Source organism: Citrobacter sp. RHBSTW-00599 (assembly GCF_013784065.1).
Taxonomy (GTDB): domain Bacteria; phylum Pseudomonadota; class Gammaproteobacteria; order Enterobacterales; family Enterobacteriaceae; genus Citrobacter; species Citrobacter braakii.
This window is the reverse complement of record NZ_CP056717.1, coordinates 859560-884480: the sequence shown is the minus strand read 5'-3', so window position 1 is coordinate 884480 and position 24921 is coordinate 859560. Positions and strand designations below refer to the sequence as shown.

The 24921-nt window shown below is 51.7% G+C and carries 28 protein-coding genes; 20 read left to right on the top strand and 8 right to left on the bottom strand.

Going from position 1 to position 24921, the window contains the following annotated elements:
* Positions 1-14: 14 nt before the first annotated feature.
* The 3 genes from speA to HV243_RS25675 form a co-directional block, all read right to left on the bottom strand.
* A complete protein-coding gene (speA, locus tag HV243_RS04270; protein WP_016154389.1) occupies positions 15-1991 on the bottom strand; it encodes a biosynthetic arginine decarboxylase in 1977 nt (658 codons plus the stop codon).
* Between the two features lie 8 nt (positions 1992-1999).
* Complete coding sequence (gene yqgB, locus HV243_RS04265) at positions 2000-2131, bottom strand: acid stress response protein YqgB (protein ID WP_049041971.1); 132 nt, start codon at positions 2129-2131, stop codon at positions 2000-2002.
* Between the two features lie 91 nt (positions 2132-2222).
* Complete coding sequence (locus tag HV243_RS25675; RefSeq protein ID WP_269149342.1) at positions 2223-2360, bottom strand: hypothetical protein; 138 nt, start codon at positions 2358-2360, stop codon at positions 2223-2225.
* Positions 2361-2898: 538 nt separating this feature from the next.
* Here HV243_RS25675 and metK point away from each other — a divergent pair.
* The 8 genes from metK to ruvX all read left to right on the top strand — a co-directional run bounded on the left by metK (position 2899) and on the right by ruvX (position 10144).
* Positions 2899-4053 carry a methionine adenosyltransferase gene (metK, locus tag HV243_RS04255; protein WP_003027071.1) on the top strand — a complete coding sequence of 385 codons (1155 nt, stop codon included), beginning with the start codon at positions 2899-2901 and terminating at the stop codon, positions 4051-4053.
* Positions 4054-4450: 397 nt separating this feature from the next.
* Positions 4451-5845 carry a galactose/proton symporter gene (gene galP / locus HV243_RS04250; RefSeq protein ID WP_016154390.1) on the top strand — a complete coding sequence of 465 codons (1395 nt, stop codon included), beginning with the start codon at positions 4451-4453 and terminating at the stop codon, positions 5843-5845.
* 77 nt (positions 5846-5922) lie between these two features.
* On the top strand, positions 5923-6420 hold the full coding sequence (locus HV243_RS04245) for a SprT family zinc-dependent metalloprotease (protein ID WP_016157438.1): 498 nt from the start codon (positions 5923-5925) through the stop codon (positions 6418-6420).
* A 94-nt stretch (positions 6421-6514) separates the two neighbouring features.
* Positions 6515-7222 (top strand): deoxyribonuclease I, encoded by a 708-nt coding sequence (endA, locus tag HV243_RS04240; RefSeq protein WP_019077649.1) that lies wholly within the window; start codon positions 6515-6517, stop codon positions 7220-7222.
* 74 nt (positions 7223-7296) lie between these two features.
* Complete coding sequence (rsmE, locus tag HV243_RS04235) at positions 7297-8028, top strand: 16S rRNA (uracil(1498)-N(3))-methyltransferase (RefSeq protein WP_016154393.1); 732 nt, start codon at positions 7297-7299, stop codon at positions 8026-8028.
* Positions 8029-8040: 12 nt separating this feature from the next.
* Positions 8041-8988: a glutathione synthase gene (gshB, locus tag HV243_RS04230; RefSeq protein ID WP_047414456.1), complete on the top strand. Its 948-nt coding sequence runs from the start codon at positions 8041-8043 to the stop codon at positions 8986-8988.
* A 176-nt stretch (positions 8989-9164) separates the two neighbouring features.
* Positions 9165-9728 (top strand): YqgE/AlgH family protein, encoded by a 564-nt coding sequence (locus HV243_RS04225; protein ID WP_016154395.1) that lies wholly within the window; start codon positions 9165-9167, stop codon positions 9726-9728.
* Positions 9728-10144, top strand: coding sequence for a Holliday junction resolvase RuvX (gene ruvX, locus HV243_RS04220; RefSeq protein ID WP_003825428.1), 417 nt, complete (start codon positions 9728-9730; stop codon positions 10142-10144). The genes HV243_RS04225 and ruvX overlap by 1 nt, the downstream gene beginning before the upstream one ends.
* On the opposite strand, the gene HV243_RS04215 is transcribed toward ruvX, so the two are convergent.
* Complete coding sequence (locus HV243_RS04215) at positions 10141-11121, bottom strand: type IV pilus twitching motility protein PilT (protein ID WP_047357838.1); 981 nt, start codon at positions 11119-11121, stop codon at positions 10141-10143. The genes ruvX and HV243_RS04215 overlap by 4 nt on opposite strands.
* A 17-nt stretch (positions 11122-11138) precedes the next feature.
* On the opposite strand from HV243_RS04215, the gene HV243_RS04210 reads away from it, so the two are divergent.
* The 8 genes from HV243_RS04210 to HV243_RS04175 all read left to right on the top strand — a co-directional run bounded on the left by HV243_RS04210 (position 11139) and on the right by HV243_RS04175 (position 17594).
* Positions 11139-11843: a YggS family pyridoxal phosphate-dependent enzyme gene (locus tag HV243_RS04210; RefSeq protein WP_016154400.1), complete on the top strand. Its 705-nt coding sequence runs from the start codon at positions 11139-11141 to the stop codon at positions 11841-11843.
* A gap of 18 nt (positions 11844-11861) precedes the next feature.
* Positions 11862-12428, top strand: a complete 567-nt coding sequence (locus HV243_RS04205; protein WP_053389411.1) for a YggT family protein — start codon at positions 11862-11864, stop codon at positions 12426-12428.
* Positions 12425-12715, top strand: a complete 291-nt coding sequence (gene yggU / locus HV243_RS04200) for a DUF167 family protein YggU (protein ID WP_005123286.1) — start codon at positions 12425-12427, stop codon at positions 12713-12715. Before HV243_RS04205 ends, yggU begins: the two co-directional genes overlap by 4 nt.
* A 7-nt stretch (positions 12716-12722) precedes the next feature.
* Positions 12723-13316 carry an XTP/dITP diphosphatase gene (locus tag HV243_RS04195; RefSeq protein WP_053389412.1) on the top strand — a complete coding sequence of 198 codons (594 nt, stop codon included), beginning with the start codon at positions 12723-12725 and terminating at the stop codon, positions 13314-13316.
* Positions 13309-14445: a radical SAM family heme chaperone HemW gene (gene hemW / locus HV243_RS04190; protein WP_019077663.1), complete on the top strand. Its 1137-nt coding sequence runs from the start codon at positions 13309-13311 to the stop codon at positions 14443-14445. Before HV243_RS04195 ends, hemW begins: the two co-directional genes overlap by 8 nt.
* Positions 14446-14758: 313 nt before the next feature.
* The gene (locus HV243_RS04185; RefSeq protein ID WP_053389413.1) at positions 14759-15745 is read left to right on the top strand and encodes a TRAP transporter substrate-binding protein; all 987 of its coding nucleotides are present in this window, start codon (positions 14759-14761) and stop codon (positions 15743-15745) included.
* A gap of 44 nt (positions 15746-15789) precedes the next feature.
* Entirely contained in the window at positions 15790-16293 is a 504-nt protein-coding gene (locus HV243_RS04180; protein WP_053389414.1) for a TRAP transporter small permease, read from the top strand.
* Positions 16293-17594: a TRAP transporter large permease subunit gene (locus HV243_RS04175; RefSeq protein WP_053389415.1), complete on the top strand. Its 1302-nt coding sequence runs from the start codon at positions 16293-16295 to the stop codon at positions 17592-17594. Before HV243_RS04180 ends, HV243_RS04175 begins: the two co-directional genes overlap by 1 nt.
* 63 nt (positions 17595-17657) lie before the next feature.
* Here HV243_RS04175 and ansB read toward each other — a convergent pair whose 3' ends face one another.
* From ansB to trmB, 4 genes are all read right to left on the bottom strand, one after another.
* Positions 17658-18704 (bottom strand): L-asparaginase 2, encoded by a 1047-nt coding sequence (gene ansB / locus HV243_RS04170; protein ID WP_016154404.1) that lies wholly within the window; start codon positions 18702-18704, stop codon positions 17658-17660.
* 188 nt (positions 18705-18892) lie between these two features.
* A complete protein-coding gene (locus HV243_RS04165; RefSeq protein ID WP_016157447.1) occupies positions 18893-19612 on the bottom strand; it encodes a DUF2884 domain-containing protein in 720 nt (239 codons plus the stop codon).
* Positions 19613-19661: 49 nt separating this feature from the next.
* A complete protein-coding gene (locus tag HV243_RS04160; protein ID WP_019077661.1) occupies positions 19662-19988 on the bottom strand; it encodes a YggL family protein in 327 nt (108 codons plus the stop codon).
* On the bottom strand, positions 19988-20707 hold the full coding sequence (trmB, locus tag HV243_RS04155) for a tRNA (guanosine(46)-N7)-methyltransferase TrmB (protein ID WP_047414019.1): 720 nt from the start codon (positions 20705-20707) through the stop codon (positions 19988-19990). The genes HV243_RS04160 and trmB overlap by 1 nt, the downstream gene beginning before the upstream one ends.
* Positions 20708-20867: 160 nt before the next feature.
* Between trmB and mutY the strand changes: the two genes are divergently transcribed.
* From mutY to HV243_RS04135, 4 genes are all read left to right on the top strand, one after another.
* Positions 20868-21920, top strand: a complete 1053-nt coding sequence (gene mutY / locus HV243_RS04150) for an A/G-specific adenine glycosylase (protein ID WP_053389418.1) — start codon at positions 20868-20870, stop codon at positions 21918-21920.
* Positions 21921-21947: 27 nt separating this feature from the next.
* The gene (locus HV243_RS04145; protein WP_016154409.1) at positions 21948-22223 is read left to right on the top strand and encodes an oxidative damage protection protein; all 276 of its coding nucleotides are present in this window, start codon (positions 21948-21950) and stop codon (positions 22221-22223) included.
* A 94-nt stretch (positions 22224-22317) separates the two neighbouring features.
* The gene (mltC, locus tag HV243_RS04140; RefSeq protein WP_016154410.1) at positions 22318-23403 is read left to right on the top strand and encodes a membrane-bound lytic murein transglycosylase MltC; all 1086 of its coding nucleotides are present in this window, start codon (positions 22318-22320) and stop codon (positions 23401-23403) included.
* 210 nt (positions 23404-23613) lie between these two features.
* Positions 23614-24870, top strand: coding sequence for a nucleoside permease (locus HV243_RS04135; RefSeq protein WP_016157449.1), 1257 nt, complete (start codon positions 23614-23616; stop codon positions 24868-24870).
* The last annotated feature ends 51 nt before the right edge of the window (positions 24871-24921 follow it).

The following is a 24921-nucleotide window of genomic DNA, read 5'->3' as shown; positions in this document are numbered from 1 at the left end:
GAACCCCAACAGCATTACTCGTCTTCGAGATAGGTATATCCGTACAGACCTGCCTCAAACTCTTCGAGGAACTGCTGCTGCAACTCGGTATCCAGATCGGTGTTTTTCACCTGGTCACGGAACTGAGTTAGCAGGGTGTTCGGATCCAACTGCACGTATTGCAGCATATCCGCCACGGTATCCCCTTCGTCAGACAGCTCAACTTCCACGCTGCCGTCAGGGAAGACGAACACGTCAACCGCTTCAGTATCACCGAACAGGTTGTGCATGTTGCCAAGGATCTCCTGGTACGCACCCACCATAAAGAAGCCCAGCATCGGCGGGTTCTCCGGGTCGTATTCCGGCATCGGCATGGTGGTCGCAATGCCGTCACCATCAACATAGTGGTCGATAGCGCCATCAGAGTCACAGGTGATATCCAGCAGCACCGCACGGCGCTCAGGAGCCTTGTTCAGCCCTTCCAGCGGCATCACCGGGAACAGCTGATCGATCCCCCACGCATCCGGCATCGACTGGAACAGTGAGAAGTTGACGTAAATCTTATCCGCCATACGCTCCTGCAACTCGTCGATAATCGGACGGTGCGCGCGGTTGCTCGGGTCGAGTTGTTTTTGCACATCGTGACACATGTTCAGATAGAGCTGTTCTGCCCACGCGCGTTCCTGCAGGCTAAAGGTGCCTGAAGAGTACCCAACGTGAATATCGTGCAGATCCATCTGGCTGTCGTGCAGCCATTCACGCAGCGAACGACGGGTTCCCGGCTCATGCATCTCTTGCCAGGTTTCCCACATGCTTTGCAGGGCACGCGGCGCATCGTCAGCCGGAGGCGTTGCTTCGGTATGCTCGCTACGCTCAACGCCGATAATGTTAGACACCAGCACGGTATGATGCGCGGTAACAGCCCGACCGGATTCGGTAATTACCGTCGGGTGCGGCAGACCGTGCTCTTCACAGGCGTCGCCAATGGCCCAGATGATGTTGTTCGCGTATTCGTTCAGGCCGTAGTTTACGGAGCAGTCAGACTGCGAACGGGTACCTTCGTAGTCCACGCCCAGGCCACCGCCCACGTCGAAGCACTGGATATTTACGCCAAGCTTGTGCAGCTCAACGTAGAAACGCGCCGACTCACGTACGCCGGTGGCAATATCACGAATGTTCGCCATCTGTGAGCCGAGGTGGAAGTGCAGCAACTGAATACTGTCCAGACGACCGCGCTCGCGCAGCATTTCTACCAGTTGCAGCACCTGGTTTGCCGCCAGGCCGAATTTCGATTTCTCTCCGCCGGAGGACTGCCATTTGCCGGACCCTTGCGACGCCAGACGCGCACGCACGCCCAGACGCGGAACAACATTCAGTCGTTCAGCTTCATCCAGCACGATAGCGATTTCAGACATCTTCTCGATGACCAGATAGATCTTATGGCCCATCTTTTCGCCAATTAGCGCCAGGCGGATGTATTCGCGGTCTTTATAGCCGTTACACACGATCACGCTGCGGGTCATTCCGGCATGAGCCAGAACGGCCATCAGTTCAGCTTTAGAACCGGCTTCCAGCCCCAGCGGTTCGCCGGAGTGGATCAGCGATTCAATCACGCGACGGTGCTGGTTAACCTTGATCGGGTAAACGAGGAAATAGTCACCGTTGTAGCCGTAAGACTCACGGGCGCGCTTAAACGCGGCGTTAATCGAACGCAGACGGTGTTGCAGGATCTGCGGGAAGCAGAACAATGCAGGCAAACGCTGGCCCTGCGCTTCACGGGCTTTCACCAACTCAGCAAGGTCAACGCGCGCTTCTGGTACGTCGGGATCCGGGCACACGCTGATGTGGCCCAGTTCATTGACGTCATAGTAGTTATTACCCCACCAGGCAATATTGTAAGTACGCAGCATCTTGCTGGCTTCCTGGGAACTCATTGCAACCTCCTGCATGGAGCGTAGTACACCGTGTTCGCCTGCTGACGAAGGCGAACCCAAAGAAATGTCGTCAGACATAGCGAACCTCAAATTTTATTAACAAGTGTAAAACAGTTGACTACTATCGCAATCCGAAGACGCGATAACAACCCAAATACAGGCAGAATTTCCAGCAGATAGTGCTGACGCTCCGACTGTGCGACCGGTTTCTTTTTCATATCAATGTAAACACGTAACCGAACTTAATGCTGACGGTTCGGCGAAACCACGAGAAAACTCTTGTTTACCAAGAGCGCCCTTGTTCAGTTCTTAGTGACCGTTGCCGGCCCTGGAGTCCTGAGAAGCGCCGAGATGGGTATAACATCGGCAGGTATGCAAGATGCAGATTGCGGGGGACATATGTACACCAGAACGGTGCGACAGATTCAGCAGAATACAACGGTTCATTATCTCGTATCACCTCCACGGTTGCTCCTGACGGAACGAACCCACAAGCCAAAGCTAAAGTTTTAACCCGGCTGGAAGTGGCAACACGATGAAAACGTCGTGTGCTTTTTTGTCTATCCTCAATAAATCGAGTTGCGGGAAGGCGGCAACGCAGTGAATCCCCGGGCGCTTACAGGAGTAAGTGACTGGGCGAGTATTGCCAACGCACATGCAACTTGAAGTATGACGGATATGAGCCGCGCGCCGCGTTTTATACCGACAACAGTACGAAAAAGCAAAAGATAAATACGCGCATTGCCAGCACCGTCAGGAAAAATTTCCAGTTACATTTTCAGTACAATGCGAGCTCAATCAAAAAAAGCTGGAAATCAGGCGCAGAACCGCCTTAAAATAGCCGTCCAGATGTTAATCCATCTATACCGATTAACACTCAGACTGCCAGTGTCCGTCATCTGCAGACTCATGGTAGAATCTTCTACACATGGCTATTCCACTCGACAGTTTGAGCTAACTACATTCTCCTTAGGTGAAATTAAATATGGCAAAACACCTTTTTACGTCCGAGTCCGTATCAGAAGGGCATCCTGACAAAATCGCTGACCAAATCTCTGATGCCGTGCTGGATGCAATCCTGGAGCAGGATCCGAAAGCACGCGTTGCCTGCGAAACCTACGTCAAAACCGGTATGGTTTTAGTTGGCGGTGAGATCACCACCAGCGCATGGGTTGATATCGAAGAGATCACCCGTAACACGGTTCGCGAAATTGGCTATGTGCATTCCGACATGGGCTTTGATGCCAACTCTTGTGCGGTACTGAGCGCGATTGGTAAACAGTCTCCGGACATCAACCAGGGTGTTGACCGTGCGGATCCGCTGGAACAGGGCGCAGGCGACCAGGGTCTGATGTTTGGTTATGCAACCAACGAAACCGACGTGCTGATGCCAGCCCCGATTACCTATGCTCACCGTCTGGTGCAGCGTCAGGCTGAAGTGCGTAAAAACGGCACCTTATCCTGGCTGCGCCCGGATGCAAAAAGCCAGGTAACCTTCCAGTATGACGACGGTAAAATCGTCGGTATCGATGCGGTTGTTCTGTCGACTCAGCACTCTGAAGATATCGATCAGAAATCGCTGCAAGAAGCCGTTATGGAAGAGATCATCAAGCCGGTACTGCCGACTGAATGGCTGACAGCTTCAACCAAGTTCTTCATCAACCCAACTGGTCGTTTCGTTATCGGCGGTCCAATGGGTGACTGCGGTCTGACGGGTCGTAAAATCATCGTTGATACCTACGGCGGCATGGCCCGTCACGGCGGCGGCGCATTCTCTGGTAAGGATCCGTCTAAAGTTGACCGTTCCGCAGCTTATGCAGCCCGCTACGTAGCGAAAAACATCGTTGCCGCTGGCCTGGCTGACCGTTGTGAGATTCAGGTTTCCTACGCAATCGGCGTGGCTGAACCGACCTCTATCATGGTGGAAACGTTCGGTACTGAAAAAGTGCCTTCAGAACAGCTGACCCTGCTGGTGCGTGAGTTCTTCGACCTGCGCCCGTATGGCCTGATTCAGATGCTGGATCTGCTGCACCCAATTTACAAAGAAACCGCCGCTTACGGTCACTTTGGTCGCGAACATTTCCCATGGGAAAAAACCGACAAAGCCGCCCTGCTGCGTGAAGCTGCCGGTCTGAAGTAATTCCCCGACGGCTCAATGCTTATGAAGACCAGCCTCATGCTGGTCTTTTTTATGTCATTTGCTCTCCCATCCCCCATCGCTATAACCACGCTAATTTCATTTGCTTCAATAACAAATGAAAGCGATTACATAGCACAGTATTTCTATCTACCTTGAATTCACATCTCTTCGTTACCAGCATTGCATCACTGTTACATCATATTTCAGCAATGTCTTAAAATCAGCCAATCAACTTTATTCTATAATAATAAATAATGTTAACTTTCAACTCATTAAACAATAATCCACATGAATGCCAGTGTAACCGATTACACTAATGTGATGTGATTCGCATTTTTTTACCCCGTACTCACCTACCCTTAACATCAACAAAACTAGCTACCCAACGGAGGGCATCATGCCTGACAATAAAAAAACGGGGCATTCCAACAAAGCCATGACATTTTTTGTCTGCTTCCTGGCAGCCCTGGCTGGATTACTTTTTGGCCTGGATATCGGTGTTATTGCCGGTGCTTTACCATTCATCACCGACGAGTTCCAAATTACCCCACACACTCAGGAATGGGTGGTGAGTTCCATGATGTTTGGTGCGGCAGTGGGCGCCGTCGGCAGCGGTTGGCTCTCCTTTAAGCTGGGGCGTAAAAAAAGCCTGATGATCGGCGCAATCCTGTTTGTTGCCGGTTCGCTGTTCTCCGCCGCAGCGCCAAACGTTGAAGTGCTGCTGGTTTCCCGCGTGCTGCTCGGCCTGGCAGTCGGCGTTGCGTCTTATACCGCACCGTTGTACTTGTCCGAAATCGCCCCGGAAAAAATTCGCGGCAGCATGATTTCTATGTATCAGTTAATGATCACCATCGGTATTTTAGGTGCGTATCTTTCCGATACGGCATTTAGCTACAGCGGCGCATGGCGCTGGATGCTGGGCGTGATCATCATCCCTGCCCTGTTACTGCTGGTTGGCGTCATCTTCCTGCCGGACAGCCCGCGTTGGTTTGCGGCTAAACGTCGTTTTGTCGATGCCGAACGCGTTCTGTTGCGTCTGCGTGACACCAGCGCTGAAGCCAAACGCGAGCTGGATGAAATTCGTGAAAGCCTGCAAGTGAAGCAGAGCGGCTGGGCGCTGTTTAAAGAAAACAGCAACTTCCGCCGCGCAGTTTTCCTTGGCGTTCTATTACAGGTGATGCAGCAGTTCACCGGGATGAACGTCATTATGTATTACGCGCCAAAAATCTTTGAGCTGGCGGGTTACACCAACACCACCGAACAGATGTGGGGGACCGTTATTGTCGGTCTGACCAACGTGCTGGCAACCTTTATCGCCATTGGCCTGGTTGACCGCTGGGGCCGAAAACCTACGCTGATCCTCGGCTTTATCGTCATGGCCGTCGGTATGGGCGTGCTGGGTACAATGATGCACGTGGGTATTCACTCGCCAGCCGCACAATACTTCGCAGTGCTGATGCTGCTAATGTTTATCGTTGGCTTTGCGATGAGCGCCGGTCCGCTGATTTGGGTACTGTGCTCTGAAATCCAGCCGCTGAAAGGTCGCGATTTCGGCATCACCTGCTCTACCGCAACTAACTGGATTGCCAACATGATTGTCGGCGCAACCTTCCTGACGATGCTGAACTCGCTGGGCAGCGCCAACACCTTCTGGGTCTACGGTGGCCTGAACGTACTGTTCATCTTCCTGACCCTGTGGCTGATCCCTGAAACTAAAAACGTCTCTCTGGAACACATTGAACGTAACCTGATGAAAGGTCGTAAACTGCGCGAAATTGGCGCACACGACTAATCTCGTGAGGCTCCCTCCCAAGCGGGAGGGAGCCTTCCTCTTGCAGTCCCTTCCCTGTCGCACTATCCTCTGGCGTTATGAAAACCTCCCGTCTCCCGATCGCCATCCAGCAAGCCGTTATGCGCAGCCTGCGGGAAAAACTCGCACAGGCCAATCTCAAGCTCGAACGCCAATACCCGGAACCAAAGCTGGTTTACCAACAGCGCGGAACCGCCGCGGGTACCGCGTGGCTACAAACCTACGAAATTCGTCTTAATCCAGTTTTGCTGATGGAGAATGTTGACGCGTTCGTTAACGAAGTGGTGCCCCATGAACTGGCGCATCTACTGGTGTGGAAACACTTTGGCCGCGTACCGCCGCACGGGAAAGAGTGGAAATGGATGATGGAGAGCGTGCTGGGCGTACCGGCCCGGCGCACGCATCAGTTTGAGCTGCAATCCGTGCAGCGTAAGACCTTTACATACCGCTGTAAGTGTCAGGAACACCAACTGACCGTCCGCCGCCATAACCGCGTTGTACGCGGCGAAGCCACCTACCGCTGCGTTCACTGCGGTGAACCGCTGGTTGCAGAATAATCTTCAGAATTATCAGGAACTTTTCTGATCTAACTGATTGCATACAGGAATGACTTTCGCTACGTTGCGGGCTCGTTTTGACACGGAGTTCGTGATGTACCGTAATCTTTCTTTTGCTGCGGCCCTGTTAGCCGCTGCGTTTTCAGGCTCGGTTTTAGCCGAAGGCATCAACAGTTTTTCTCAGGCAAAAGCAGCGGGCGTTAAAGTTAACGCCGATGCGCCAGGCGATTTCTATTGCGGATGTAAAATTAATTGGCAAGGAAAAAAAGGGGTCGTTGACCTCGAATCCTGCGGCTATAAAGTGCGAAAAAATGAAAACCGCGCCAGTCGAATTGAATGGGAACACGTTGTCCCCGCCTGGCAATTTGGTCATCAGCGCCAGTGCTGGCAGGACGGAGGGCGTAAAAACTGCGCTAAAGATCCGGTCTATCGCAAAATGGAAAGCGATATGCATAACCTGCAGCCCGCGGTGGGTGAGGTCAATGGCGATCGCGCAAACTTTATGTACAGCCAGTGGAACGGTGGTGAAGGCCAATATGGACAATGCACCATGAAGGTTGACTTCAAAGAGAAAGTTGCCGAGCCTCCAGCCCGCGCCCGTGGCGCCATCGCGCGTACCTATTTTTACATGCGCGACCAATACAACCTGACGCTCTCCCGCCAGCAAACTCAGCTTTTTAATGCCTGGAATAAGCAGTATCCGGTCACCGATTGGGAGTGTGAGCGCGACGAACGCATTGCGAAGGTTCAGGGGAACCATAACCCCTATGTGCAACACGCTTGCCAGGCGCAAAAGAGCTAACCTACACTAGCAGCAATATTTTTTAACCATGCCCTGCCTTTTGCAGCCCAGGGCCATGACGCGGATGTTTAACTATGCGCATTCCTCGCATTTATCACCCTGAGCCACTCACTTCCGGCAGCCAAATTTCACTGTGTGAAGATGCAGCCAACCATATCGGCCGCGTGCTGCGTATGGGACCAGGCCAGGCGCTACAGCTGTTTGATGGCAGCAATCAGGTATTCGACGCCGAAATCACCCACGCCAGTAAGAAAAGCGTGGACGTGAAGGTGCTTAACGCTGAACTCGACGATCGAGAATCGCCGCTGCACATCCACCTGGGCCAGGTGATGTCGCGGGGTGAAAAAATGGAATTTACTATCCAAAAATCGATTGAACTGGGTGTAAGCCTCATTACGCCACTTTTTTCTGAGCGCTGCGGCGTTAAACTGGACAGCGAACGCCTGAACAAGAAGCTCCAGCAGTGGCAGAAAATCGCCATTGCCGCCTGCGAACAGTGCGGTCGTAATCGGGTGCCTGAAATTCGCCCGGCGATGGATCTGGAAGCGTGGTGCGCCGAACAGGATGAAGGTCTGAAACTGAACCTGCATCCCCGCGCCAGCGCCAGCATCAATACGCTGCCGCTCCCGGTGGAACGCATCCGCTTGCTGATTGGCCCCGAAGGTGGGCTGTCGGCAGATGAAATTGCCATGACCGCACGGTATCAGTTTACTGATATTCTGTTAGGACCTCGCGTTCTGCGTACTGAGACAACTGCGCTCACCGCCATCACCGCGCTACAGGTGCGTTTTGGCGATCTGGGCTAACGGAGAAGAACAATGATCAAGCTCGGCATCGTGATGGATCCCATCGCAAGCATCAACATCAAGAAAGATTCCAGCTTCGCTATGCTGCTGGAAGCGCAACGTCGCGGTTACGAAATTCATTATATGGAAATGGCCGATCTCTATCTGATCAACGGTGAAGCCCGCGCCCGTACGCGTACCCTGAGCGTAGAGCAGAACTACGACAAATGGTATGAGTTCAAAAGCGAGCAGGATCTCCCGCTGGCAGATCTGGACGTCATTCTGATGCGTAAGGATCCGCCTTTTGATACCGAGTTCATCTATGCAACCTATATTCTGGAACGTGCAGAGGAGAAAGGGACGCTAATCGTCAACAAACCGCAGAGCCTGCGCGATTGTAACGAGAAGCTGTTCACTGCATGGTTTGCCGACCTGACACCGGAAACGCTGGTCACGCGTAACAAAGCGCAGCTGAAAGCCTTCTGGCAAAAACACAGCGACATCATTCTCAAACCGCTGGACGGCATGGGCGGCGCATCTATTTTCCGCGTCAAGGAAGGCGATCCGAACCTTGGCGTCATTGCCGAAACACTGACCGAGCACGGTACCCGTTATTGCATGGCGCAGAACTATCTGCCGGCAATTAAAGACGGCGATAAACGCGTGCTGGTGGTCGATGGCGAACCCGTTCCGTACTGCCTGGCGCGTATTCCACAAGGCGGCGAAACCCGTGGCAACCTGGCAGCCGGCGGTCGTGGCGAGCCGCGTCCATTAACCGACAGCGACTGGGAAATTGCACGTCGCATTGGGCCAACGCTGAAAGCAAAAGGTTTGATTTTTGTCGGTCTGGATATCATTGGCGACCGTCTGACGGAAATTAACGTCACCAGCCCAACCTGTATTCGTGAAATTGAAGCGGAGTTCCCGGTTTCGATTACCGGTATGCTGATGGACGCCATCGAGGCACGTTTGCAGAAATAAATAAGTTGCCGGATGGCGATGCCTTCGCGTCTTATCCGGCCTACATTTGCACCCCGTAGGCCGGATAAGGCAAAGCTGCCATCCGGCAAAGCTATCTTCAGAGGGTGACATCTTCGCGCTTTGCCCACATACTGGGCTCTGTTGCTTTTTTGAACCAGGAAACAGAACCTCTGACAATGAATTTACAGCATCACTTTCTAATTGCCATGCCTGCTCTCCAGGATCCGATTTTCCGCCGTTCCGTGGTGTATATCTGTGAACACAATGAGAACGGAGCAATGGGGATTATCGTCAATAAGCCTCTGGAAAACTTACAAATTGAAGGGATTCTGGAAAAGCTAAAGATTACTCCAGAAGCACGCGATCCTGCCATTCGTCTGGACAAACCGGTGATGCTCGGCGGCCCGCTGGCGGAAGACCGTGGATTTATTCTACACACCCCGCCGTCACGCTTTGCCTCCAGTATTCGCATTTCAGATAACACTATCATCACCACCTCCCGCGATGTACTTGAAACCCTGGGTACGCAGGAGCAGCCATCCGAAGTGCTGGTTGCGCTGGGCTATTCATCATGGGAAAAAGGTCAACTGGAACAAGAGCTATTGGATAACGCCTGGCTCACTGCTCCCGCAGACCTGAACATCTTATTTAAAACGCCGATTGCCGACCGCTGGCGCGATGCGGCGAAGCTTATCGGGATTGATATTCAGACCATGCCTGGCGTGGCGGGACACGCCTGATGAGCGGAACATTACTCTCTTTTGATTTTGGTACGAAAAGTATCGGCGTCGCGGTTGGTCAACGCATTACCGGTACGGCGAGACCCTTGCCCGCCATCAAAGCACAGGACGGCACGCCAGACTGGAGTTTGATTGAACGTCTGCTAAAAGAGTGGCAGCCGGACGAAATCATTGTCGGCCTGCCGCTCAACATGGATGGCACCGAACAACCCCTTACTGCGCGCGCGCGCAAATTCGCTAACCGCATTCACGGTCGCTTTGGCGTAACCGTAACGCTGCACGATGAACGTTTGAGCACCGTCGAAGCCCGCTCAGGTCTGTTTGAGCAAGGCGGATACCGGGCGTTGAATAAAGGCAAAGTAGATTCCGCTTCTGCCGTTATTATCCTTGAAAGCTATTTCGAGCAGGGCTACTAAAGTCGCCCCTGCGCCTGGCGCTGCTGCTGACTTTGTGCAAACGTCTGCATACCTGTCTGCTGCCCGGTTTGAATCACACCGGGTAGCTGATGCGTTTTCCCTTCGCGGATCAAATTGCCCACGGCGGGCGTGTTGACGAGCAGTTCGAATAACGCCACGCGTCCTCCCTGCTTATCTTCCTCCAACTTTTGCGAAAGTACCGCCCGCAGGCTGTCTGCCAGCTGGTTACGCACCGGATCTTTCTCCTGAGCGGGAAAGGTGTCCACCAGCCGCGCGATGGCCTGCGCCGCCCCTCGCGTATGTAAGGTTGCCAACACCAGATGCCCGGTCTCCGCTGCCGTTAAGGCCAAACGAATAGTTTCCACGTCGCGCAGCTCGCCCAACAAAATGACGTCGGGATCTTCGCGTAACGCGCCGCGCAAACCGGCAGCAAAAGAAGCGCAGTGTACGCCCACCTCCCGCTGTTGAATAAGACAACGCTGGCTGGTGTAGCGATATTCAATCGGATCTTCCAGCGTCAGAATATGCCCCGCAATATGTTGATTAAGGTACTCCACCATCGCCGCCAGGGTGGTTGATTTACCGCTGCCGGTGGCTCCAGTGACCAGAACTAATCCATTTTCACCGTGCAGCAGTTCAGGTATGGCCTCGGGGGTCTGAAGATCGTCTAAACGAGGACATTCAAGCGGTAGCAATCTTAGCGCCAGCGAGGTGCCCTGCTGATGAGCAAATGCGCTGGCGCGTAGACGCCGGGAGTCCGCCAGCGTAAGGGCAAAATCAATTTGCCCCTGTTCCCGCCACTGTACCTGTTGTTGCTCACTGAGCCAGCACATCAGCAGATTCTCCACGTCAGGGGGAGTAAATGGTGCTATTTCGACTTTTCCACCTATGCGCCAGCGCGCAGGCCATGCATTGCACAGGTGTAGATCCGACACGTTATGCTTTACACTAAGGGCCACTATTTCTTCCATATTCATATGAACATCCTCGGAAAATGAACGATATCGCGCATAACCTGGCACATGTCCGGGACAAAATCTCAGCCGCCGCGACGCGTTGCGGGCGGTCTTCAGAAGAAGTTATGTTGCTTGCAGTTAGCAAAACCAAACCTGCGAGCGCCATCGAAGAAGCCATGACCGCAGGGCAGCGTGCCTTCGGTGAAAACTATGTCCAGGAAGGGGTGGATAAGATCCGCTACTTTCAGGAAAAAGGCGTTAACGATCTGCAGTGGCACTTTATCGGCCCGCTGCAGTCGAACAAAAGTCGTCTGGTCGCTGAACATTTTGACTGGTGCCATACAATTGATCGTCTGCGTATCGCTGCCCGTCTGAGCGAACAGCGCCCTGCGGAACTGCCGCCGCTCAATGTGTTGATTCAGATTAATATCAGCGATGAGAACAGTAAGTCAGGTATTCCGCTTGCAGAGCTTGACGCACTGGCCGCTGAAGTCGCCGCGCTGCCACGGATTACCCTGCGTGGTCTGATGGCGATTCCGGCGCCAGAGTCAGATTATGTAAGGCAGTTTGAAGTTGCACAGCAAATGGCGGTAGCATTTGCCGGGTTGAAAACACGCTACCCAAGTATCGACACGCTCTCACTGGGGATGTCTGATGATATGGATGCCGCCATTGCGGCGGGTAGCACGATGGTGCGCATCGGCACTGCCATTTTTGGTGCTCGTGATTACACTAAAAAATAAGGAAAACTAAGGAACACCATGAATACGTTGACCTTCCTGCTCTCAACGGTAATTGAGCTGTATACCATGGCGCTGCTGCTGCGCGTGTGGATGCAATGGTCTCGCTGCGATTTCTACAACCCGTTCTCGCAGTTTATTGTGAAAATCACTCAGCCCATTATTGGGCCGTTACGCCGTATCATTCCCCCGATGGGGCCAATTGACAGCGCATCGGCATTAGTTGCGCTCGTTCTGAGCTTTATCAAGGCCATCGTGCTGTTTAAGGTGGTTACGTTCCAGCCGATCATCTGGATCGCCGCCATGCTGATTGTCCTGAAGACTATCGGACTGCTGATTTTCTGGGTTCTGCTGGTGATGGCGATTATGAGCTGGGTCAGCCAGGGCCGCAGCCCTGTGGAGTACGTGCTGATTCAACTGGCGGATCCGCTGCTGCGTCCTATTCGTCGCTTACTTCCAGGCATGGGCGGGATCGATTTCTCGCCAATGATCCTGGTTCTGCTGCTGTATGTCATTAATATGGGCATCGCAGAAGTATTACAGGCGACAGGTAACATGCTGCTGCCGGGGCTGTGGATGGCGCTATGAGTGCCGTTACCCCCTGCGATGACGGTCTGGTTTTACGGCTCTACATTCAGCCTAAAGCCAGCCGTGACAGTATTGTAGGTTTACATGGCGACGAACTAAAAGTCGCCATTACCGCCCCACCGGTTGATGGGCAAGCCAATAGTCATCTGGTGAAGTTTCTCGGCAAACAGTTCCGTGTGGCAAAAAGCCAGGTCGTCATTGAGAAGGGCGAGCTTGGTCGTCACAAACAGGTTAAAATCATTCATCCGCAACAGATCCCGCCCGAAATTGCGGCGCTAACTGATTAGGTATCCCATGCAAAAAGTTGTCCTCGCGACCGGCAACGCCGGTAAAGTGCGTGAACTCGCCTCTCTTCTGAGTGATTTCGGTCTTGATGTTGTTGCCCAAACGGATCTGGGTGTTGATTCTGCAGAAGAGACCGGGCTGACGTTTATTGAGAACGCCATTCTGAAGGCACGTCATGCCGCGCAAATTACCGGTTTACCCGCCATTGCTGATGACTCTGGTCTGGCGGTAAATGCCCTTGGCGGCGCGCCGGGCATCTATTCAGCCCGCTATTCCGGCGAAGATGCAACCGATCAGCAGAACCTGGAAAAACTGCTCCACACCCTGCAGGATGTTCCTGATGACAAGCGCCAGGCACAATTCCACTGCGTGCTGGTATATATGCGCCATGCAGACGATCCAACACCTGTGGTTTGCCACGGACGCTGGCCGGGCGTTATTGCCCGTGAACCTGCCGGAAGCGGTGGTTTTGGCTACGACCCAATCTTCTTTGTGCCGTCTGAAGGGAAAACCGCCGCCGAACTGACCCGCGAAGAAAAGAGTGCGATTTCTCACCGCGGACAAGCACTGAAGCTGCTGTTGGATGCCCTGCGTAATGGTTAAGCTTCCGCCGTTAAGTCTTTACATACACATCCCGTGGTGCGTGCAGAAATGCCCGTACTGCGACTTCAACTCGCATGCGCTTAAAGGCGAAGTCCCTCATGACGACTATGTGCAGCATCTGCTGAGCGATCTGGATTCTGAGGTGGCCCACGCCCAGGGCCGCGAGGTAAAGACGATTTTTATCGGTGGTGGTACGCCGAGCCTGCTTTCTGGCCCGGCAATGCAAACGCTGCTCGACGGCGTGCGCGCACGGCTGAATCTCGCCGCAGATGCAGAAATCACGATGGAGGCGAATCCCGGTACGGTGGAAGCCGATCGCTTTGTGGATTATCAACGTGCTGGCGTAAACCGTATCTCCATTGGTGTACAGAGCTTTAGCTCCGCCAAACTCGAACGTCTGGGACGTATTCACGGGCCGGAAGAAGCCAAACGTGCAGCGCACCTGGCGAGCGGTCTGGGACTACGCAGCTTTAACCTCGACCTGATGCACGGTTTACCGGATCAGACGCTGGAAGAGGCGCTGAGCGATTTACAGCAGGCCATCGCGCTCAACCCGCCGCATCTTTCCTGGTATCAGTTGACCATCGAGCCGAATACGCTGTTCGGGTCCCGACCACCGGTATTACCGGACGACGACGCGCTGTGGGATATTTTTGAGCAAGGCCACCAGTTGCTGACCGCCGCGGGGTATCAGCAGTACGAAACCTCAGCCTACGCCAGACCGGGTTATCAGTGTCAGCACAACCTAAATTACTGGCGTTTTGGCGACTACTTAGGCATTGGTTGCGGCGCGCACGGCAAAGTCACTTTCCCAGACGGTCGCATCCTGCGCACTACCAAAACGCGACATCCGCGCGGATACATGCAAGGACGTTATCTGGAAAGCCAGCGAGATGTCGCCGAGGCCGATAAGCCGTTTGAGTTCTTTATGAACCGTTTCCGGCTGCTGGAAGCCGCGCCTCGCGCGGAGTTCACGCAATATACCGGGCTTACCGAAGACGTTATTCGTCGACAGATCGATGAGGCCATTGCCCAGGGCTATCTGAGTGAATGCGATGAATACTGGCAGATTACCCAACACGGTAAGCTATTTTTGAATTCTCTGCTGGAGCTGTTTCTGGCGGAGTAATCTCTGTGCGCCTGTCGGCGCATTTTCTTCTACAAATTCCTCTAAATATTGTACTCGGAAAAACCGAGTACAATGCACGTCATTTATTGACAATAACCATATTAATTATTTTATTCATTTTAAATAGCCTCTTCACCAACATAAATATATTGAACACAGCGCACAAAATAAGATCAAACTGCTGCCATGCAAAAGGTATGTGATCTATATAGTGGATAGATGTCTGACAACTATATTAATTTATCATACAGAAAAAGGTGAACCATCATCAGATGTCAACCAATTACTGTACCTTAAAGCACGGAGCTTACTTATGAAAATCAAAACCTTTTCCCGCTCGCTAGTCTGTGCGTCCTTGTTGGCGCTACTTAGCACTGGCGCAAATGCTGCCGAAAAAGTGACTCTCAAACTGGCACACAACCTTGAACGTAGCCATGTGGTTCACCAGGCTTTCGAAGAAATGGCCAAAGAGGTAAAACAACTCTCCGACGGTAAAATGATTGTACGTATATATCCCAGTAGCCAAATGGGTAATGCCAGAGAAACGATGGAGTTGTTACAAAATGGCGCGTTGGATATGACAAAAGGTTCTGCCAGTGATTTAGAGTCATTTGATAATATTTATGCCATTTATAATTTACCTTTCTTATTTAAAGATCAAAACCATTTCAATAACGTTGTATTTGGTGAGGTAGGTAAAGACATTATGGAATCCACAAAAGAAAAGGGATTCTTTGCGTTATCTGCTTACGTTGCCGGCACGCGTAGTTTTTATGCCAAAAAACCTATTACCAAACCAGAGGATCTGAAAGGTCTGAAAGTCCGCGTTCAACCCAGCCCAACAACCATTAAAATGGTTGAACTGATGGGCGGATCGCCGACCCCTATTTCCTTCGGTGAGGTTTATACCGCTATGCAACAAGGTGTAGTGGATGGCGCAGAGAATAACGTTCCATCGTGGGTGCAAACACGTCATATCGAAATAGCTAAAGTCTTCTCCGAAGATGAGCACGCCTCTATTCCAGATTTTCTCGTTATCTCAACCAAAACATGGAATAAGCTGACCCCGGAGCAACAACAGATCCTTCGTCAAGCGGCTAAAAATTCCGAGGCTTATCAACAAAAGTTGTGGGATAAAATCGATGCTGATACCCGCGCTCAAGCAAAAGCTATGGGTGGCGAGATTATCAAAGTTGATAAAACCCCTTTCCGCGCCGCTGTTCAACCGCTGTTTGATGACTTCAAAAAAGACCCAAAACATGCAGCTCTGCTGGCGAAGTTTGAAGACGCAGTACAATAACCCTTTGGGCCATTGATTGGCCCTGTTTCACCAGGAAACTCACCATGATATTTAACCGCCTTAAGCTTGCGGTAGACCGCGTCATTGCCGCATTTTCGGTCATCGTAATGATTGCGCTGGTAGTGTGCGTAGTCTGGCAAGTTTTTAGCCGCTACGTGCTCAATCAGCCCAGCACCTTAACTGACGAACTGGCACGCTTCTTAATGATCTGGGTCGGATTATTAGGTGCAGCCTATACCGTAGGCGCCCAGCGCCACCTGTCTATCGATCTACTGTACATGTCGATTAATAAACGTAAACAGGCGTTATTGAGCTTATTCATTAATCTGCTGATTTTTGGCTTTGCAGGTTCAGTCATCGTTACCGGCGGTATCAAGCTGATTAATAAAACGCTGGCAACGGTGCAAGTTTCCGCGGCCATGCAAATTCCAATGGGTTACGTGTATATCATCCTGCCGCTCAGCGGCGCAGTCATGATGTTCTATGCCCTGTGGTTTATTCACCAAAATATTCAGCAACTGAAACAATCTTCGCAGGGAGTAATTTGATGGAAGGCTATATCGCACTAACCCTGTTTGGCTGCTTCTTTGTCCTGGTGTTCATTGGCGTACCTATTTCGTTCTCCATCGGTATCGCCACTGTAGCCTCAATGCTGCTGATGTTTCCTTGGGATGTTGCCGTTATCACTGTCTCTCAACGTCTGGCAAACGGATTAGATAATTTTGCCCTATTGGCGATCCCGTTTTTCATTTTCGCAGGTACGCTGATGAACAGCGGTGGGATCGCCATCCGACTAATTAACCTGGCGCAGGTGATGGTTGGGCGAGTTCCCGGCTCACTTGGTCATGTCAACGTGCTGGCAAACATGATGTTTGGTTCAATATCCGGCTCTGCCGTTGCCGCAGCTGCAGCCGTTGGCGGTACGCTTAATCCTATTCAGACAAAGCAAGGATACGACCCAACCTTCTCGACAGCCGTTAACGTTTCCTCCTGTATTACCGGGCTGTTAATTCCACCATCAAATGTGTTAATTGTGTTTTCTCTTACTGCTGGCGGTGTTTCAGTTGCTTCATTGTTTATGGCGGGTTATTTACCAGGGCTCCTGATGGGGCTTTCGATCATGGTGGTATGCGCCATTATCGCCAAACGCCGTGGTTATCCCCTGTCGGAAAGACCAACCTGCGCACAGGCAGTAAAAGCACTTCTGGATGCGCTACCGAGTCTGTTGCTGGTCATCATTGTGATGGGGGGTATTTTAGGTGGGATCTTTACCGCAACAGAAGCCTCAGCGATTGCGGTCGTCTACACCTTCATTCTCTCGGTGCTGATTTACCGGGAAGTAAAATGGCGCGATTTACCAAAGCTGATCCTGGAATCAGTCGTGATGACCTCTATCGTACTGTTACTGATCGGCTTTTCTGTCGGCATGTCCTGGGCGATGACCAATGCCGATATTCCCTACATGATCAGTGACACATTAATGGGTATTTCCGATAATCCACTGATCATCCTACTGTTAATCAATATTGTACTACTGGTTGTTGGGATTTTTATGGATATGACACCGGCAGTCCTGATCTTTACCCCCATTTTCTTGCCAATCGCTCAAGAGTTAGGTATGGATCCGGTACATTTCGGCATCATGATGGTCGCCAACCTGTGCATTGGTCTGCTGACACCGCCGGTAGGAAGTGCATTGTTTGTAGGCTGTTCGATTTCTGGCGTGAAGATCCAGCAATTGATCAAACCCCTGCTGCCGTTTTACGCCGCATTGCTGGTCGCACTCATGATGATCGTATACATTCCACAGATCTCTCTGTTTATTCCACAGATGCTGGGGTTGATGTAAATACGAAGAGTAACTGCCTCTGGAGAATGCCCCAACGCTACGGTAGGGGCATTTTTTATGCCATTAATACTGATTAAACATTTCCTGGATCTGCTTAGGATCCTTGGTTTGGGTCAGAGCCAGTTGCAGCAGAACACGCGCTTTTTGCGGGTTCAGAGAGCCTGAAGCCACAAATCCGTATTTCGCATCATCAACTTCAGCATCCTGGGTGGTAGCGCCCGTTGGTACACGGGATGAACGCACCACAACGGTACCTTTATGCGCGGCAGTGGCCAGCGTATCGAAAATGGTTTTATACAGATTACCGTTACCTACACCCGCACTGACGATCCCGGCGTAACCCGCGTCTACCAATGCTTTAGCTGGCAGATCGGAGGCGTTAGCGTAGTTGTAAACAATCCCAACTTTCGGCAGCTCGGTCAGCTTAGATACATCGAACGGCGTGGATGTGGTGTGTTTTCGCGCAGGCGTACGCTGGTAGTCGATTTTACCGTTATGGATATAACCCAGCGGACCATAGTTAACGGATTTGAAAGTAGCGACATCCGTAGTGTTAGTTTTGGTCACGTCGCGACCATCCATAACGGTGTCGTTCATGACCACCAGCACACCACGGTTGGCAGAGGCTTTGTCTGCGGCGGTTACCACGGCGTTATACAGGTTGAACGGGCCATCAGCGCTCATACCCGTAGACGGACGCATTGCGCCGACCAGCACCACCGGCTTGTTGCACTTGACGGTGAGATCGAGGAAATAGGCGGTTTCTTCCATGGTATCCGTACCATGTGTTACCACGAAGCCGTCAGTTTTATCACACTCGGTATTAATCTTTTTCGCCAGCGTTAGCCAGACTTCGTCATTCATATCCTGGGAGCCGATGTTTACCACCTGCTCGCCTTTCACAACGGCGATATCTTTCAACTGAGGTACGGCATCAACCAAATTTTCTACGCCGACTTTGCCTGCCGTGTAGTTAGATTTTGTTGCGGAGTCACCACCGCCGGCAATCGTCCCGCCGGTAGCTAAAATAGTGATGTTTGGCAGTGCAAGCGCCGCGCCGCTGAAACCCATAACCAGTGCGGCAAGTGCCGTTCTCTTGAAAAACTCCATGTTATTTCTCCAGTTACTTGAATTTGCAGCATTATGTCTATCTTACAGATGAATAATGTGACGCCATCCAATTAACCAGATTTATATCTCCATCAAATTGTTATTCTTAGAGATGGATATCAAAAAAACAGAAAAATACAAAATAAAACGGCACAGAATGTTTCTGTGCCGTTAAAAAGAGGTGAAGATTATTTCAGAGTGCTAACCAGCGTTTTACGATCGTTTTCCAGCGTCACGACGCGGGCACAAACATCTTTGCCAAACTGCTGGAAGTCTTGTTCCTGATTCTTCCATTCGTTCTGAATTGAGGTTTGCAAACCTCCGAGGCTTCCGAGCACGCCCTGCAGCGGATTACCACCGCCTTTGAGCACGGCTTTCGCCCCCATCTCGTTGATGCTGTCCTGCAAAATACCGCCCATCGCCTGATTGACCAGCTGTTGTCCATCCGCGCGGACCTGATCAATCGCCTTATAATGGAAGGTCAGGCCGTCAGTGCGATGCTCAATAATGCGGTTCATCTGCTCTTTCAATTGCGCATCCAGCTTAGTTAAGCGGCCACGCATGTTGCTGCTTTCGCCGACCTCTTTGGCGATGATTTTATCCAGCGCCACGCGACCTTTCTCCACGCGCGCTCTGGCACCTTCATCAATCCACGGCAGGCTGCTACGCAACGCCGCCTGATAATCTTTGGCCTGTTCACGCTGCGCGGCGTTCAGGTTGTACTGTTTACCGTTAAAGGTGACATCACCGGCCTGGGTTATGACAAGGTTGCCGTTCTCACCCTTCACCTGTACCGTTTGTGGACTCAAAATCACATCGTCACGCGGGGTGACGCTGCACTGATAATCAGCATGTGCGGCCATCGCCGTGAACGTTAGGACTGCCGCCAGCAGCGTTTTGCGCATCATATCTTTCCCTCAATACAAATTGGGCCGGCATTTGCCGACCCTTTGCTACTTAGTCCCACCAAATATCGAAAAGTTCGCTGGTGCGCACTTCTTCGAGTTTGCGCTCTTCCAGCCACTTACGCACGATAGCCTGATGTTCTTCGGTGCATTTGCCGATTTCCTGCAGACAGATCAGACCTTCCCAGGCCAGATAGCCGCTGCCGTCAAAGGCCAGCTTGTTCGGTTCGATAACTTCATTGATAAAATCATCAACGATTTGATCGACCTGCTCTCCAGATGTACCTTCCGGGAAACGCCATGCAACCGAAAATCCTACTTCCTGGAATTCGTCGATGTGCATTTTTTTACGCAGACGACGGCTACGGTTCTTTGCCATTATTTCACCCTCTCGAACATTAAGTCCCATACGCCGTGGCCAAGACGATGACCACGTTGTTCAAATTTGGTTACCGGGCGCGATTCCGGGCGCGGTACATAATCGTTACTCTCTGACTGGTTTTTATACCCTTCAATCGAGGACATCACTTCAAGCATGTGCTCCGCATAGGCTTCCCAGTCGGTTGCCATGTGGAACACGCCGCCCAGCTTCAGCTTGCTTAAGATATGCTCAGCAAACGGTACCTGAACGATACGGCGTTTATTATGACGTGCTTTATGCCACGGGTCAGGGAAAAACAGCTGAACCATAGATAAAGAATTGTCAGGAATCATTTTATGCAGGACTTCGACGGCATCATGGCACATGACACGCAGGTTCTCGACGCCCTCTTCATGAGCTGAAGCCAGACACGCGCCAACGCCCGGTGAGTGAACCTCAATGCCGAGGAAATTTTGCTCCGGACGCGCTTTCGCCATCGCCACCAGCGAAGCCCCCATACCAAAACCAATTTCAAGCGTGACTGGCGCATCGCGACCAAACAGCGCAGCGAAATCCACAGGTTCTTCGCTGAACTCAACGCCCATCACCGGCCAGTAGTTTTCCAGCGCGTGTTCCTGCCCTTTCGTCAGTCGCCCCTGGCGACGAACAAAACTACGAATCCGGCGCAACGGGCGGCCGTTTTCATCAAATTCCGGTGAAATGACGTCGTTCTTCATAAAAGTTTAGTCTGCTGTGTTTGAGTTCTGAAAACGGGCATTATCCAAAGTTAGTTGCCGGATGCAAGTAAAGGAAGAAAGTGAGCAGCGGAAAGTTCCGGTTTACACCCCGTTGCCGCTGTGCTGCAATCTTGCCCCCGGCAATAATGAAACGGTAATCATGCAAGCGTCTCAATTCTCGGCTCAGATTTTGAGCTGGTACGACAAATACGGGCGGAAAACGCTGCCCTGGCAAATTGATAAGACGCCTTACAAAGTATGGCTCTCTGAGGTGATGCTGCAACAAACTCAGGTTGCGACCGTTATCCCCTACTTTGAGCGCTTTATGGCGCGCTTCCCAACGGTAACGGATTTAGCCCATGCGCCGCTGGATGAAGTCCTGCATTTATGGACCGGGCTGGGCTATTACGCTCGAGCGCGTAATCTGCATAAAGCCGCGCAACAGGTTGTGACGCTGCACGGCGGCTCATTCCCGCAAACCTTTGATGAAGTGGCCGCCCTGCCAGGCGTCGGACGTTCAACTGCAGGCGCGATCCTTTCGCTCTCCCTGGGTCAGCATTTTCCGATTCTTGACGGTAACGTCAAACGTGTGCTGGCTCGCTGTTATGCTGTAAGCGGCTGGCCGGGTAAAAAAGAGGTCGAAAAGAAACTGTGGGAGTTGAGCGAGCAGGTTACGCCAGCCCATGGGGTTGAACGGTTTAATCAGGCGATGATGGATTTAGGCGCCATGGTCTGTACGCGCTCAAAACCCAAATGTTCCCTGTGTCCGTTGGAAAATGGCTGTGTGGCGAGCGCCAATGCAAGCTGGGCGCTGTACCCGGGTAAAAAGCCCAAACAGACATTACCAGAACGGACGGGGTATTTTTTACTGATGCAGCATGAAAACGAGGTGTTGCTCACGCAGCGACCACCCAGCGGCTTATGGGGTGGCTTATACTGTTTTCCGCAGTTTGATGATGAGGATGGGCTACGCGACTGGCTGGCGCAACGGCAAATTAACGCAGATAATCTGACCCAACTTAATGCGTTTCGCCATACCTTTAGCCATTTCCACTTAGATATTGTGCCTATGTGGCTTCCCGTGTCCTCATTCACCTCATGCATGGATGAAGGCAACGCGCTCTGGTATAACTTAGCGCAACCGCCGTCGGTCGGACTGGCGGCCCCCGTGGAGCGTTTGTTACAGCAATTACGTGCCGGCACACAGGTTTAACGTACCGGTCGATAAAGAGGATTTTTTATGAGCAGAACAATTTTTTGCACTTTCCTGCAACGCGAAGCAGAAGGACAGGATTTTCAGCTGTACCCGGGCGATCTGGGAAAACGCATCTATAACGAGATTTCTAAAGAAGCATGGGCGCAATGGCAACATAAACAAACCATGCTAATTAACGAGAAGAAACTCAATATGATGAACGTTGAACACCGTAAGCTACTGGAACAGGAGATGATTAACTTCCTGTTTGAAGGTAAGGATGTGCATATTGAAGGCTATACGCCTGAAGAAAAAAAATAAGCATCGCTTGCTGGCAATCTCGTAGGCCGGATAGGGTGCTTGCACCGCCATCCGGCAAAACGATACAACAACAAACACAACACGCACTCCCGGAATGATGAAAAAATTTCTCGCGCTTGCCGTTATCGCGCCGTTGCTCATCTCCTGTTCCAGTTCGACCAAAAAAGGCGATTCCTATAACGAAGCCTGGGTCAAGGATACCAACGGTTTTGATATTCTGATGGGGCAATTTGCCCATAACATTGAGAATCTGTGGGGATTTAAGGAAGTGCTGATTGCGGGTCCGAAGGACTACGTAAAGTATACCGATCAGTATCAAACCCGCAGCCATATCAATTTTGATGACGGTACGATAACCGTCGAGACCATTGCCGGGACAGATCCAGCCGGACATCTGCGTCTAGCGATTATCAAGACGTTGCTGATGGGCGATGATCCGGGTTCTATCGACCTCTATTCCGATGTCGACGACATTAAGATTTCCAAAGAGCCGTTCCTGTACGGGCAGGTAGTCGATAATACCGGCCAGCCTATTCGTTGGGAGGGACGTGCAACCAACTTTGCCAACTACCTGCTACAAACGCGACTGAAAAAGCGCAGCAATGGCTTGCGTATCATCTATAGCGTGACGATCAATCTGGTCCCGAACCACCTTGATAAGCGCGCGCATAAATACGTCGGCATGGTACGTCAGGCTTCACGTAAGTATGGCGTCGACGAGTCACTGATTCTGGCCATCATGCAAACCGAATCCTCGTTTAACCCGTATGCGGTCAGCCATGCCGATGCGCTGGGACTCATGCAGGTGGTACAACACAGCGCCGGAAAAGATGTGTTCCGTTCGCAGGGGCGCTCAGGCACGCCAAGCCGTAGCTTCTTGTTTGACCCGGCCAGCAACATTGATACCGGTACTGCCTATCTGGCAATGCTGAATAATGTCTATTTGGGCGGCATTGATAATCCGACCTCGCGTCGCTATGCGGTGATCACCGCGTATAACGGCGGTGCGGGCAGCGTGCTGCGCGTGTTCTCGAACGATAAAATTCAGGCCGCAAACATCATTAACAGCATGTCCCCTGGGGACGTTTATCAAACGCTGACCACCCGACACCCATCTGCTGAATCACGCCGATATCTTTACAAGGTCAATTCCGCACAAAAATCATATCGTCGCCGCTAATGTATCCCTCTCTTGCCCCCTAAAACGGGGGCCTGAAGAGGGAAAAACGTTAACTCCATCACTCTTTTGCTTTGCAATCCGAAATTGTTTGCAAATATTTGTCACAGGTAACAAAAAAAGAGTGCCTCTCGTTGATAGAATCACATCATATAGCCACGGCAAATGTGCCTTTTAAAACATTCATCCGCATTACGGTGTGAGGAAATTAACATGAATCTTAAGCTGCAGCTGAAAGTTCTCTCGTTTCTGCAGTTCTGCTTATGGGGTAGTTGGCTCACTACCCTCGGCTCCTATATGTTTGTCACCCTTAAATTTGATGGTGCATCCATTGGCGCGGTGTACAGCTCGCTGGGGATCGCCGCCGTGTTTATGCCTACGCTGTTAGGGATCGTGGCTGACAAATGGATCAGTGCGAAATGGGTGTACACCATTTGTCACCTGGTCGGCGCAGCAACGCTGTTCGCCGCAGCCGAAGTCACCACGCCAGGCGCCATGTTCTTTGTGATCTTGCTTAACTCCCTGGCCTATATGCCAACGTTGGGGTTAATCAACACCATCTCTTACTATCGCCTGCAATCAGCCGGGATGGATATTGTTACAGACTTCCCGCCAATCCGTATCTGGGGCACCATCGGCTTTATTCTGGCGATGTGGGCGGTAAGCTTCTCCGGCTTTGAACTGAGCCATATGCAGCTGTATATCGGCGCGACGCTGTCCGTCGTATTGGCGCTGTTCACCCTGACGCTGCCGCATATCCCGGTCGCCAATCAGCAGAAAAACCAGAGCTGGTCTTCCATGTTGGGCCTGGATGCCTTCGCGTTGTTTAAAAACAAGCGTATGGCGATTTTCTTCATCTTCTCTATGATGCTGGGCGCAGAGCTGCAAATTACCAATATGTTCGGTAATACCTTCCTGCACAGCTTCGATAACAATCCGCTGTTCTCCGGCAGCTTCATCGTTGAACACGCGTCGGTGATGATGTCGATTTCGCAGATCTCCGAGACGCTGTTTATCCTGACCATCCCGTTCTTCTTAAGCCGTTACGGTATTAAGAACGTGATGCTTATCAGTATTGTGGCGTGGATGCTGCGCTTTGGCCTGTTTGCCTACGGCGATCCAACACCGTTTGGTACCGTGCTGCTGGTTCTGTCGATGATTGTTTACGGCTGCGCCTTCGACTTCTTCAACATCTCTGGCTCCGTGTTTGTAGAGAAAGAAGTTCGCCCTGAAATCCGCGCCAGCGCACAAGGCATGTTCCTGATGATGACCAACGGCTTCGGTTGTATTCTGGGCGGTCTGGTGAGCGGTAAAGTAGTTGAACACTATACGCTGAACGGTATTACCGATTGGCAGACCGTGTGGCTGATCTTCGCAGGTTACTCGCTGGTTCTGGCTTTTGCCTTCGTTGCGCTGTTTAAATACAAACACGTACGCGTTCCGGCAGGTGCCCAGACTATCGCGCACTAATCTTTATTGATTAAATAGGGTCACCTGATGGTGGCCCTATTTGGTCAGATG